The sequence below is a fragment of the Segatella paludivivens DSM 17968 = JCM 13650 genome, assembly GCF_000373185.1.
In the GTDB taxonomy this organism is placed as follows: domain Bacteria; phylum Bacteroidota; class Bacteroidia; order Bacteroidales; family Bacteroidaceae; genus Prevotella; species Prevotella paludivivens.
Genome location: NZ_KB890638.1, coordinates 1 through 13,849, shown reverse-complemented (window position 1 = coordinate 13,849; position 13,849 = coordinate 1). Strand labels below are relative to the sequence as shown.

General features: G+C 37.4%; 10 protein-coding genes. 7 read left to right on the top strand and 3 right to left on the bottom strand.

Going from position 1 to position 13,849, the window contains the following annotated elements; translation table 11 throughout:
• Window positions 1-14 precede the first annotated feature (14 nt).
• Genes B045_RS0105355 through B045_RS0105330 form a run of 6 tightly spaced genes read left to right on the top strand, consistent with a single transcriptional unit; the run spans window position 15 to window position 7,808 of the window.
• Window positions 15-1,856 carry a BatD family protein gene (locus B045_RS0105355; protein WP_018463247.1) on the top strand — a complete coding sequence of 614 codons (1,842 nt, stop codon included), beginning with the start codon at window positions 15-17 and terminating at the stop codon, window positions 1,854-1,856.
• 12 nt (window positions 1,857-1,868) lie between these two features.
• Window positions 1,869-2,627, top strand: a complete 759-nt coding sequence (locus B045_RS15625; RefSeq protein ID WP_025883116.1) for a tetratricopeptide repeat protein — start codon at window positions 1,869-1,871, stop codon at window positions 2,625-2,627.
• A gap of 27 nt (window positions 2,628-2,654) precedes the next feature.
• Window positions 2,655-3,353, top strand: a complete 699-nt coding sequence (locus B045_RS0105345; RefSeq protein WP_018463245.1) for a phosphatase PAP2 family protein — start codon at window positions 2,655-2,657, stop codon at window positions 3,351-3,353.
• A gap of 29 nt (window positions 3,354-3,382) precedes the next feature.
• Window positions 3,383-4,633, top strand: coding sequence for an S-adenosylmethionine:tRNA ribosyltransferase-isomerase (locus B045_RS0105340; RefSeq protein ID WP_018463244.1), 1,251 nt, complete (start codon window positions 3,383-3,385; stop codon window positions 4,631-4,633).
• A 12-nt stretch (window positions 4,634-4,645) separates the two neighbouring features.
• Window positions 4,646-5,848 (top strand): DUF2027 domain-containing protein, encoded by a 1,203-nt coding sequence (locus tag B045_RS0105335; protein ID WP_018463243.1) that lies wholly within the window; start codon window positions 4,646-4,648, stop codon window positions 5,846-5,848.
• A 31-nt stretch (window positions 5,849-5,879) separates the two neighbouring features.
• The gene (locus B045_RS0105330; RefSeq protein WP_018463242.1) at window positions 5,880-7,808 is read left to right on the top strand and encodes an NAD(+) synthase; all 1,929 of its coding nucleotides are present in this window, start codon (window positions 5,880-5,882) and stop codon (window positions 7,806-7,808) included.
• An 82-nt stretch (window positions 7,809-7,890) separates the two neighbouring features.
• Here B045_RS0105330 and B045_RS0105325 read toward each other — a convergent pair whose 3' ends face one another.
• Together B045_RS0105325 and rlmD are read right to left on the bottom strand one after the other, a co-directional pair.
• Window positions 7,891-9,000: a porin gene (locus B045_RS0105325; RefSeq protein ID WP_025883112.1), complete on the bottom strand. Its 1,110-nt coding sequence runs from the start codon at window positions 8,998-9,000 to the stop codon at window positions 7,891-7,893.
• 33 nt (window positions 9,001-9,033) lie between these two features.
• The gene (gene rlmD, locus B045_RS0105320) at window positions 9,034-10,473 is read right to left on the bottom strand and encodes a 23S rRNA (uracil(1939)-C(5))-methyltransferase RlmD (protein WP_018463240.1); all 1,440 of its coding nucleotides are present in this window, start codon (window positions 10,471-10,473) and stop codon (window positions 9,034-9,036) included.
• 218 nt (window positions 10,474-10,691) lie between these two features.
• On the opposite strand from rlmD, the gene ppdK reads away from it, so the two are divergent.
• On the top strand, window positions 10,692-13,418 hold the full coding sequence (ppdK, locus tag B045_RS0105315; protein ID WP_018463239.1) for a pyruvate, phosphate dikinase: 2,727 nt from the start codon (window positions 10,692-10,694) through the stop codon (window positions 13,416-13,418).
• A gap of 166 nt (window positions 13,419-13,584) precedes the next feature.
• Here ppdK and B045_RS0105310 read toward each other — a convergent pair.
• Window positions 13,585-13,849, bottom strand: a 265-nt coding sequence (locus B045_RS0105310; protein WP_018463238.1) for a transposase, incomplete at its 5' end; no start/stop codon positions are given.

The following is a 13,849-nucleotide window of genomic DNA, read 5'->3' as shown; positions in this document are numbered from 1 at the left end:
TTATATTGACTTATATGTATAGATATATTCGTTATATTGTATTGATATTGGCTATAACTCTTTGTGATATAGGATGTTCGTATGCACAAAGCATTTCTGTACAGGCACCTTCTAAAGTGCCTGCAGGTGATAATTTTAGACTTTCTTATACCGTAAATACTCAAGACGTAGAGGATTTCCGTGCAGGTAATATTCCTTCAGGAATAGAAGTTATTGCTGGACCTTATACATCTCAACAGTCTAGTTATCAGATGGTAAATGGACATACCAGTTCTTCTTCTTCGATTACGTTTACATATACATTATATGCAGTAAAACATGGTACGTATAAAATTCCTGGCGCTCATGTTGTTGTGAATGGTAGAAGAATATCTTCACGTCCTGTAACTATTACGATTGTTGGCAATGCTGCTAGCGGAAGAGGTTCGCAGAGTGCTAACAATTATGATAACGATGGTGGTGCAGCTATGAAAGCTGCAGGTTCTCGTATTTCAGGTAATGACTTGTTTATTCGTGTAAGTGCCAATAAGCGCAATGTACATGAACAGGAGCCTGTATTGCTTACATATAAGGTATATACATTAGTTGAACTGACACAGTTGGAAGGTAAAATGCCTGATTTAACGGGGTTCCATACTCAGGAAGTACAGTTGCCTCAACAGAAGAGTTTTCATGTTGAACGTATAAACGGCAGAGCCTACAGATGTGTCACATGGAGTCAATATGTGATGTATCCACAGATGACAGGCAAACTAACAATTCCAAGTATAACATTCAAAGGTATTGTTGTTCAGCAGAATAGAAATGTTGACCCATTTGAGGCTTTCTTTAATGGCGGATCTGGATATGTTGAGGTTAAACGAGACATCAAAGCCCCTAGTCTTAGCATAATGGTTAGTCCTCTGCCTAAACGCCCTGTTGGTTTTTCTGGAGGTGTTGGTAAGTTTAATATTTCAGCACAACTTAACAAGAAGAGTATTAAGGCAGGCGAACCGCTTCAACTTCGTCTTGTTGTTGGAGGAATAGGCAACTTGAAACTAATCAAACAGCCTGTTGTAAATTTCCCTAAGGACTTTGAAAAGTATGATGCTAAGGTTACTGATAAGACTAAACTTACAGCTAATGGAGTAGAAGGAAATATGGTTTATGACTTCCTTGCAGTTCCTCAGAATCAAGGACATTATACTATTCCTGCGACAGAATTCACATACTATGATACTGGTAGTAACAGTTATAAGACTATCAAAACTCAGGCATTTAATATAAATGTAGATAAGGGTGATGGTAAGTCTGGCAGTGTTACAGACTTTGCTGAAAAGGATAACGATATTCATCCATTAATGGAGGGAAGTTCCAAGATTCATAATATTAATGAATTCTTTTTCGGTTCTGCACAATATTGCGTAGTTTTATTCTTGCCATTGATAGTTTTCGTAGTATTGCTTATACTATTTAGAAAGCGTGCTATGGATTTGGCTGATGTTGTAAAGACTCGTGGAAAGAGGGCTAACAAGGTTGCTACTAAGCGACTTCGTAAGGCTAAAAAACTGATGCTGGCATCAAAGGCTAATGAATTCTATGATGAAGTATTGCGCGCATTGTGGGGATATGTAGGTGATAAACTAAATATGTCAGTGGAGAAGTTGTCACGTGAGAATATCTCAGATAATCTTAAAGGTAGTGATGTTGATGACAATACGATAGATAAATTTATCAATGCTATTGATGAATGTGAATTTGAAAGGTATGCTCCAGGTGATGTTGCTGGCAATATGAGCCGTACTTTTGAATCGGCAATGTCTGCAATAATGGAGATTGAAAATGTCTTTAAAGGCAAGTCTAAAAGAAAACATTAATGTGAATTGAAAATGAAAAGACATATTTTACATATCATATTTTGCGTAGTTGCTTTTCTTGCTTTCAGCATGACAGTTGGTGCTGTGACAAAAGATATGGCAGATGCAGAGTATAAGAAGGCGAATTATCAGCAAGCTATAAAAGATTATGAAGAGTTGTTGACACATGGAGTAAGTTCAGAACTCTATTATAATTTGGGTAATGCTTATTATAAGGTTGATAATATTACACGTGCATTGCTTAATTATGAGCGTGCTTCAATGCTTGATCCGGGTAACAAGGATATAAGATTCAATCTGCAATTTGTACGAAACAAGACAATAGATAAGGTAGCTGACGATGACGAGATGTTTTTCGTTACATGGTATAAGTCTGTTGTAAATTTTGAGAGTGTTGACGGATGGGCTAAAATAAGTGTTGTGTCGGTAATCATGGCATTGCTGTTGTTATTGGTATATTTATTCTGCGAAAAAGTAAGTCTCAGAAAAGTTGGTTTCTTTGGATCGCTTACTTTTATAGGATGTTTTATTTTAAGTATATTATTTGCTTATCAACAGAAATGTTTTTTTGAAAACCGTTGTGGGGCTATTGTTACATCTCCTGTTGTAAATGTGAAAAAGACACCGTCGGTTGGAAGTGCTGATGAATTTATTATTCATGAAGGAACAAAAGTCTATATTACTGATCGTGCTATGAAAGGCTGGACTGGAATCAGGCTCCCTGATGGTCGTGAAGGTTGGATTCTTAAAGGTAAGATAGAAGAAATTTAGTATATTAACATATATAATTAATAAGCTTTGGATGCTGTTAGCATTATAGAATTGGACAGAGAGTTGCTTTCATTTTTTAATCAGAATGACAATCTCTTTATTGATGGAGTAATAAAAACACTTACATCTGGGATTACGTGGATACCTCTGTATTTGGCGTTGTTTTATATCGTCGTGAAGAATAATGAGACGATGGCTCAAATATTTTTTATTGTTGGTGGGGTACTACTGAGTGTTATGCTTGCTGGTGGTGTTGATGACTTAATAGTGAAACCGCTTGTTGCACGTCCCAGACCAGTAAATGATTTAGCTACAAAATATATTATCGATACCGTTTATGGAGTAAGCAGCGATCAGTTTAGCTTTTTCTCTGCTCATGCAGCAAATACATTTGCAATAGCAACATTCATGGCTTTATTGGTGAGAAGTGGAATTCTTAATTTTGGATTATTTATTTGGGCAGCAATAAATGCCTATACTAGATTATATTTGGGAATGCATTATCCGTCTGATGTAATCGTCGGCACCTTGTGGGGAATGATGTGTGGTGCCGTAGCATATTTCATGTATTCTTATTTATATTACAAACGCAATCCCCACATTAATTACATATCTTCTCAATATACGTCAACAGGATATAGTTTTATTGATGTAGATATTGTAATAACAACACTTTCGCTTACTGTATTATATGCTTTGATTTTGGCAACAGTAAATGTATTTTAGAAACAACAATATTGAGAAATTAATTGATAATGGATACAAAACATATTAAAATTAGTGATTTTAACTACGAGTTGCCTGATAGCAGAATTGCAAAATTCCCATTAGAGGAACGTGACCATAGCAAACTTTTGATATACAATCATGGTAGTCTGAGTGATGATATTTTTTATAATCTGCCACAATATCTTCCAAAGAATGCCTTAATGGTATTCAATAATACAAAAGTCATACAGGCGCGTATGCATTTTAGAAAAGAGACTGGTGCTCTGATTGAGGTGTTTCTTATGGAACCGGCTGAACCTGTAGATTACGAATTGATGTTTCAGACTACAGGACATTGCTCGTGGCTTTGTATGATTGGTAATCTAAAAAAATGGAAGGATGGTTCACTGAAACGTGACTTTGAAATTAAAGGTCATAAACTAACTTTGACAGCTACGTTAAACAGGAGCGAAAGTGAGCATAGTGCTACAGGAACAAACTATTGGGTGGATTTTGATTGGGATAATGATAATATCAACTTTGCTGAAATTTTGGAAACGGTTGGTGAGTTGCCTATTCCTCCATACCTAAATAGGGAAACACAGGAAAGTGACAAAACTACTTATCAGACTGTTTATAGCAAGATAAAGGGTAGTGTAGCTGCCCCAACAGCTGGACTGCATTTCACAGATAGAGTGCTTAATGCACTTGACGAACATGGAATAGACCGTGAAGAGGTAACTTTACATGTTGGTGCAGGAACTTTTAAACCAGTTAAGAGTGAGGAGATTGATGGACATGAGATGCATACTGAATATATAGTAGTTCATCGCCATAGTCTTGTGAAATTGGTTAATCATGAATGTAATGCTATCGCTGTTGGCACAACGAGTGTGAGAACTTTGGAGAGTCTATATTACATTGGTGTGAAATTGGCTACGAATTCTGATGCTACTGAGGAAGACCTGCATGTAAATCAGTGGGAACCTTATGATAATGGCAGAGACGGCAAGATTGCAGAAGGTATTTCTCCTGTTCAAGCGATACAGAATATCATTGACTGGTTAGATAGATGTGGAGTAGAGGCATTGCATAGCAGTACGCAGATTATCATCGCTCCAGGATATGAATATAAAATCGTGAAAATGCTTGTTACTAATTTTCATCAACCACAGAGTACATTGTTGCTTTTGGTGAGTGCTTTTGTTAAAGGTGACTGGAAGAGCATTTATGATTATGCTTTGGGACACGATTTTCGCTTCCTTAGTTATGGTGACAGTTCTTTATTAATTCCATAAAAATATCTGAATATGAATATTGGAGATAAAGTGAGATTTCTTAGTGAGACAGGTGGCGGAAAGGTCGCTGGTTTCCAAGGAAAGAATATAGTGCTCGTTGAAGACGAGGACGGTTTTCAAATACCGTTCCCTATAAACGAGGTTGTTCTTATTGGCGAGGATAACTATGCAACATCAAAACTTGTAAGTTCAAAAATGGCGGCTGAATCCAAACAAAATGGAATAGAACCTGATGGACGCAGTATAAAGACATTATTGAAAGACGGGCAGGATGATGTTGATGCTTCTCTTAATGAAGAAGATAAATATGACACTGTTGATGACGAAAAGGAAGTTACTTTCCGTGCGCCAGTTGAGGAACGCAAAGGTGGTAATATGCTCAGTGCATATATAGCATTTGTTCCAATGGATATAAATAATGTGACTTCAACTCGTTTTGAAACATATTTTGTTAATGACAGCAACTATTATATTCAGTTCTGTTATATGATAGCTGAAGGTAATAGTTGGAACCTTAAATTTAAAGGAGAGGTTGAACCAAATACCAAACTGTATATTGAAGAGTTCGGTCGTGATGCTCTTAATGATATGAATCATATTGCGGTACAGTTTATATCATATAAGCTAGAAAAGGGCTTTATTATGAAGCCTAGTGTAGATGCACAGTTCCGAATTGATCCAGTGAAGTTTTATAAGCTTCATACTTTTCAAGATACACAGTTCTTTGAATCTCCTGCTTTACTTTACAGTCTCATTGTTGATGATGTACCAGCAAGACCTCTCGTAATAGATCCTAAAGCTTTGAAAAAGGAAATGTTTGCCGGTGCTGATAATGAAAAGAAAGAATCACCAGAGCATATCGGAAATTATATGCGCAGATATGAAGACGGCAAAAATGGGAATGTTTTTAAGATAAAGCATCGTGGAGATGATGACATAGTTGTCGTTGATCTTCATGCTGATGAATTATTAGATACAACTGCAGGCATGACTACTGCTGATATTCTAAATTATCAGATGAAGAAATTTCGTGATACCTTAGCTGAATATGCAAATAAAAAAGGACAGAAAATAGTATTCATTCATGGTAAGGGTGAAGGTGTACTGAGAGGCTCTATAATTAATGAATTACATTATAGATATAAGAAATATGCTTATCAGGATGCTTCTTTCCAAGAATATGGATATGGTGCCACTCAAGTTACTATACGATAAGACATTAAGTAGAATATAATTTGTAGTAATAATGAATTACGGATTTATAAAAGTCGCAAGTGCCATACCGTCAGTGAAAGTCGGTGACGTAAAATACAACACTGCACAGATTGAGAATCTTATTGCTCAAGCTGAAGGACAGGGCGTTGAAGTTATAGTTTTTCCAGAGCTTTCCGTTACAGGATATTCTTGTCAGGATTTGTTTCGTCAGGAAATTCTTTTAGAGTCTGCTGAGACAGCGGTTATGATATTGCTGGATTTTACAAGAAAACTTAATATCATAACTATTGTTGGCGTTCCGGTTATAGCTGGTGACTTGTTGTTGAATTGTGCAGTCGTAATTCAGCAGGGAGAAATCTTGGGTATTGTTCCAAAAACGTATCTTCCAAACTATAATGAGTTTTATGAGAGACGTTGGTTTGCGTCTTCTGCTGATTTGTGCCATGAGGAAATACGTTTTGCTGGACATAAGATGATTATGCCAGCTAAATCTCCTGTCTTTACAACTTCTCAGGGAGTAAGGTTTGGTGTTGAGATTTGTGAGGATGTATGGGCTCCGATACCACCAAGCAATAATCTTACTTTGGCTGGTGCTGATATAATTTTCAATATGTCGGCTTCTGATGAACTTATCGGAAAGCATGACTATCTTAAAACTCTGTTGTCTCAGCAGAGTGCACGTACAATGTGTGGATATGTTTATAGCAGCTGTGGATTTGGTGAAAGTACGCAGGATGTTGTATATGGTGGAAATGCTATTATACATGAAAATGGAAAATTGCTTGCTGAGGGCGAGAGATTTTCTTTGTCTGCTCAGATTGTAACTGCTCAGATTGATGTAGAGAGATTGCGTGCTGAACGAAGAAATAATACAACTTTCGTTACAGCTCAACGTAACGTAATGACTGATGAACACGTTGTTGATTGTCATGGCATTGACGTGAAATCTGATTTTAAATTGGAACGTGAAGTTGAGCCGCATCCGTTTATTCCTCATACAGACGATATGAAAAAGTCGTGTGAGGAGATTTTCAATATACAGGTTATGGGATTGGCTAAGCGTATTGTGCATACCAACTGTAAGACTGTTGTTATTGGTATCAGTGGCGGACTTGATTCAACGTTGGCTTTACTAGTATGCGTTAGAACATTTGACAAACTGAAACTTGAAAGACGTGGTATCGTTGGCGTTACTATGCCTGGATTTGGAACTACCGATCGTACTTACAATAATGCCATAAGTTTGATGAAAAGACTTGGTATTACAATTCGTGAAGTTGGCATAGCAAAAAGTGTTACACAGCATTTTGAGGATATTGGCCATGATATCAATGTTCATGATGTTACTTACGAAAATGGACAGGCACGTGAGCGCACTCAGATTCTAATGGATTTAAGTAATAAGCTCAATGGAATGGTTATCGGTACTGGTGATCTTTCTGAGTTGGCTCTTGGTTGGGCAACATACAATGGCGATCATATGAGTATGTATGGTGTAAACTCAAGCATACCAAAGACTTTGATAAAATATCTTGTTAGATATGTTGCGGATACAATGGAAGGTGGTACTTCTGCTATTTTGAATGATATTATCGATACTCCTATAAGTCCAGAACTTATTCCAGCAGATGAAAATGGAAATATCAAACAGAAGACAGAAGACCTTGTAGGACCTTACGAGTTGCATGATTTCTTTTTGTATTATTTTTTACGCTTTGGTTTCCGCCCACGTAAGATTTTTATGTTAGCACAAAAGGCTTTCTACAGCACTTATAATGATGAAGTTATAAAGCAGTGGCTTACTACTTTCTGCAGAAGATTCTTCGCCCAACAGTTTAAGCGTAGTTGTCTGCCTGATGGACCGAAGGTTGGTAGTGTAAGCCTTAGTCCTCGTGGTGATTGGCGAATGCCAAGTGATGCCGCAAGTACACTTTGGTTAAAGGAATGTGAAGAACTATAATGTAAAGAATTAAGGCATCCGAAAATTATCGAATGCCTTAATTTTTTATTGTTGTTAGCTATTTCAAGATAGCTAACTCATGTTAGAATTTGAAATCAACCTGTGCATCTAATATGTTGTAATCAGACTTTGCGCGGTCGTTAACTCTTGCATATTCTAGATCTATCTGAAGATTTTTATTAATCATATAGTTCACACCAGCTTCATATTGCGTGTTCGAAGTAGCCCATGATGCACTAGGACGATACATGTCATAACGAACTTTAGCATATAGCTTTTTGCTTACTACTGGGGCAATGACCATTCCGTAGAAGCCATCTGCCTTGTCGCCAATGGTTGTATTCAGATCGCATTTTGAATAGTCTTCACTATTATTTATAGCTGTCTTGAATGCTTTACCTGTAGAATGAATATATTCAGAACGGAATGTCCAATCGTTGGTAATATATTCACCGCTGATTGCATATCTGTATTTTGGTAATGAGCGAACACCTGTTTGTGATGTACCATTTTCATCTAGCCATGTACCTTTTCTAGCAACAGATCCTTCCCAGCCGAATGCTCCAATTCTCATTCCATTTACAGGCATTACCCATATTCCTCCGATAATGTCTTTGCGTTGGTCTACATCCTTAGTATTGATTCCTTGTCCATTGAATACACCAATCTGATAATGAAGAAGGTTTCTGCCCTCTCCGTTTTTAAGGAAATCACCTTGAATCTGCAAACCGATATCGCGGCCATTGCTAGCCTGTTCACCATTACGATCATTGAAACCAGATAGCTTTGTAACAACTTGGCTGTAACTCATAAAGCCCTCTTCAATAGGTGCTAGAGGATTTTCAAATGTAAATGGACGTTTAAACTGTCCAATTTTCACTTTAAAGAAATCATACTTCTGCCATTCAGTAAACAAGTCTACAATGCGAGGACTGTTACCTAGTGTAGAGGTATTGCCGTTAAACTGAATTTGAGCTTTCCAATAAAAGTCGTTTTGGAATTTTCCGTCAAGAATTAAACGCAACATTCTGATATTGAATGTATTGCTTTCTTCGTTTTTCTGCCCATTGTAAGTATATTGGGCCATACCAAAACCACTTAGTTTGATATTGTTAAACAATGGTTTAGACTCTTGAGCATTGCCGTACATTGCAGCCAGTGCCATAGTCGTGATTAATAGAAATTTTTTCATTTTAAATTTTTACTCTTCTTAATAAATAATTCTCTATTTTTTCTCCAATAGCACTACATTCTCTACATGTGGTGTGTGGGGGAACATGTCAACAGGTTGCACCTTGGATACTTTATATTTAGCATCCATCAAAGCTAAATCACGAGCTTGTGTTGCAGGGTTGCAACTTACATAAACAATTCTCGTTGGTGCTGCGTTTAGTATTACATTTACCACGTCTTGATGCATGCCAGCACGTGGTGGGTCAGTGATTATTATGTCAGGATGTCCGTGTTCTGCAATGAAATCATCTGTAAGAATGTCTTTCATGTCACCGGCATAGAATAGGGTATTGGTGATGTTGTTGATTTCGCTGTTTACTTTTGCATCTTCAATCGCTTCTGGTACGTATTCAATACCTATAACTTTCTTCGCCTTATGAGCTACAAAGTTTGCAATAGTTCCTGTTCCTGTATATAGGTCATATACAAGTTCGTTACCTGATAGGTTGGCAAATTCTCTTGCCACGCTATATAGGTGATAGGCTTGGTCTGTATTTGTTTGGTAGAAACTCTTTGGACCTACTTTAAATTTAAGGTCTTCCATTGTTTCATATATAAAGTCTGTTCCCTTGAATGTAGTGAGTTCTAAATCTCCAAACGTATCGTTTCCCTTTTGGTTGTCTACATATATTAAACTTGTTATTTCAGGGAACTTATCAGCTACGTATTTAAGTAATGCTTTAGCTCTTTCTTCATCTCCTTCAACATCATAATGGAACTGAATCAGCACCATGAATTCACCCGTGTTAGAGTTTCTCATCATAATGTCGCGCAGTAATCCATGCTGTGCTCTGATGTCATAGAAAGTCATGCCAGTTTCTTTGGCATATTTTTGTATTTCGTTACGAATAGTGTTGTGGAAATCATCCATTAGCCAGCATTTCTCAATAGGGTATATTTTGTCGAAAGCTCCGGTGATATGAAAGCCGATAGCACTTTCATTCAGATTACCTTCTTTTCCTTCTTCACGTGGTGGCATCGCATTTATTTCCTCTTGCGTATACCAACGCTTATTAGCGCAACCGAATTCAAGTTTATTGCGATACTCACTTGTCTTAACACTTCCAAGGATAGGATTTATTTCGGGTAGTTCTATCTTACCAATGCGAGTAAGTTGATCAAATACCTGTTGCTGTTTTGCTTTTAATTGTTCTTCATATGGTAGGTTCTGCCATTTGCATCCACCGCAAATTCCGAAGTGAGAACACATTGGGGTAGTGCGCACCTTACTATATTGAATGAATTTAACAACACGCCCTTCCATGAAGCTGTGTTTCTTTCTTGTTATCTGTATGTCAACGATGTCACCAGGAACACAGAAAGGTACAAATACTACTTTATCCTCATGATGAAAGAGGCATTTGCCTTCAGCTGCAATAGCTTCAATCTCGACATTCTCCAATATAGGGTATGGCTTATGTTTTCTTGTCATATATTTTTTATTATTTCCGTGCAAAATTACTAAAATAATCCCAAACTACATTGTTCACCGTGTAATTAAATTATTCTGTGTCCGCTAACATCCTAAAATGTAAGGTCTAGTTTGCAAAAAAGCATATAAAAGTTTTGGCTATTAATAAATTTACATTATATTTGCATTATAGATTTAAAATTTTAACGTATAAAAACATTTAGAATACCTAATCAACTATGAGTGAAAAAAGAATTTATACCTTTGGAAATGGTAAGGCGGAAGGTAAGGCTGATATGAAAAATCTGCTTGGCGGAAAAGGAGCTAATTTGGCTGAAATGAATCTTATAGGAGTACCAGTTCCTCCTGGCTTTACAATAACTACCGATGTTTGTAATGAATACTTTGAAAAAGGCAAACAACAGGTTGTCGATCTTCTTAAAGACGATGTTATAAAATCTGTAAAACATATAGAAACTTTGATGAATTCAAAGTTTGGTGATATAGAGAATCCCCTTTTGATGAGTGTACGCTCTGGTGCACGCGCAAGTATGCCTGGTATGATGGATACTATTCTTAATCTTGGATTGAACGATGAAGTTGTTGAAGGCTTAGCTCGTAAAACAGGCAATGAATGTTTTGCTTATGATAGCTATCGTCGTTTTGTTCAGATGTATGGTGATGTTGTTATGGGCATGAAACCTGTAAATAAAGAGGATATTGATCCTTTTGAAGCCATTATAATTAAGGTAAAGAAGCAGCGTGGAATATCTCTAGACAATGAAATGAATGTTGACGAATTGAAACAGCTTGTTGCTGAATTCAAGGCTGCAATCAAGGAACAGACAGGATTTGATTTCCCTGTAAATCCTATGGATCAACTTTGGGGTGCAATCTGTGCTGTATTTGATTCTTGGATGAATGAACGTGCTATACTTTATCGCAAGATGGAAGGTATTCCTGCAGAGTGGGGCACAGCTGTTAGTGTGATGGCTATGGTATTCGGTAACATGGGTAAAACTAGTGCTACTGGTGTTTGCTTCAGCCGTGATGCTGCTACTGGTGAAAACCGTTTCAATGGTGAATATCTTGTAAATGCTCAGGGAGAGGATGTCGTTGCTGGTATTCGTACACCTCAGCAGGTTACAAAAGAAGGTTCTTTGCGTTGGGCTAAACAACAATCTGTTGATGAAAAAATTCGTGCATCTAAATATCCTTCAATGGAAGAGGCTATGCCTGAGATTTTCGTACAGTTGAATGATATTCAGGATAAGTTGGAAAAACATTATCATGATATGCAGGATATGGAATTTACAGTTCAGGAAGGTCATCTTTGGTTCCTCCAGACTCGTAATGGTAAGCGTACTGGTACTGCCATGGTTAAAATAGCTATGGATTTGCTTATTGAGGGCGAGATTGATGAGAAGACTGCTCTTGAACGTTGCGAACCTAATAAACTTGATGAGCTTCTTCATCCTGTTTTCGACAAGGAAGCTTTGGTTAGTGCAAAGGTTCTTACTCGTGGTCTTCCTGCAAGTCCAGGTGCAGCATGTGGACAGGTGGTTTTCTTTGCTGATGATGCTGCAAAATGGCATGACGATGGTCATCAAGTCATCATGGTTCGTATTGAGACAAGTCCTGAAGATCTTGCTGGCATGAATGCAGCCGAAGGTATACTTACTGCTCGTGGTGGTATGACAAGTCATGCTGCCGTTGTTGCACGTGGCATGGGAAAGTGCTGTGTCAGTGGTGCTGGGGCTATAAATGTTAACTATAAGAATAGAACTGTAGATATTGATGGAGTTATTATTCGTGAAGGGGATTTTATCTCGCTTAATGGATCTACCGGTGAGGTTTATCTTGGTGAGGTTAAGACTAAGCCTGCTGAAGTTACAGGAGATTTTGCCAAATTGATGGATCTTTGTAAGAAGTATACAAAACTTGTTGTTCGTACTAACGCTGATACTCCACATGACGCAGAAGTCGCTCGTAGTTTTGGTGCGGTAGGTATAGGTCTTTGCCGTACAGAACATATGTTCTTCGAGAATGAAAAGATTAAGGCAATGCGTGAAATGATTCTTTCTGATACGAAAGAAGGTAGAGTACAGGCTTTAGAGAAACTATTACCTTATCAGAAACAGGATTTCTATGGCATTCTCAAGGCAATGGATGGTTGCCCTGTTAATATTAGATTACTTGATCCTCCATTGCATGAATTTGTACCTCATGATATTGAAGGTCAGAAGATTATGGCTAAGGAAATGGGTATTCCCGTAGAGGAGATTCAGCATAGAGTAAATTCATTGAGTGAGCACAATCCAATGTTGGGCCATCGTGGTTGTAGACTTGGTAATACTTATCCTGAAATTACAGCGATGCAAACACGTGCTATCATTGGTGCTGCGATTGATTTGAAGAAAGAAGGTTATAATCCTCAACCAGAAATAATGGTTCCGTTGATTGGTATCGTAAATGAGTTTGACATTCAGGAGGAAGTTATTCATTCTACAGCAAAAGAGATATTTGAAAAGGAAGGTGTTGAAATTCCATTTAAGGTGGGTACGATGATAGAGATTCCTCGTGCAGCTCTTACTGCTGATATTATTGCACAGAAAGCAGAATATTTCAGTTTTGGAACTAATGATCTTACTCAAATGACGTTTGGTTATAGTCGTGACGATATTTCAAGTTTCTTGCCAGTATATCTTGATAAGAAGATATTAAAGGTTGATCCTTTCCAAGTTTTAGATCAGACTGGTGTTGGTCAACTTGTTGAAATGGCAGTAAAGAAAGGCCGTGCCACTCGTCCCGATTTGAAGTGTGGTATATGTGGTGAGCATGGTGGTGAACCAAGTTCTGTTAAGTTCTGTCATAGAGTAGGTCTAAACTATGTCAGCTGTTCACCTTTCAGAGTGCCAATCGCACGTCTTGCTGCGGCACAGGCTGCTATTGAGGACGATAAGTAATTTGTTGATATATAAAACTTTAGGCAGAAGTCCCTTGTATTTAGAGACTTCTGCCTATTTGTTTGGTTCTTTATCAATTTTGGAAATATCTTCTATAACCTATTGCGGCTAAATATATGACAACTAATCCGGTAAGGTCAGACAACTTATTCGGTTCTTCTCTAATTTAGTTGAAGAATATATGCTCCAGAACCATCTTTCTTCTTAGTAATTTAATGCCTGCTCTACCATACATAGTTCTCTTTACAGCTTTTAGCTTATTTACAAATCCCTCTGTGATTCCATTTGTGACATTTTCCCTAATGGTATTTAATATAGCTCTATAATCGAGTTTTACGCCTGTTAAAAATGTCTTGAGCGTCCTTATCTTTGTTTTCCAGTATTTCTTCATCCATCTAATAAGTCTGCAACTGTCCGTACCAGTGATAATA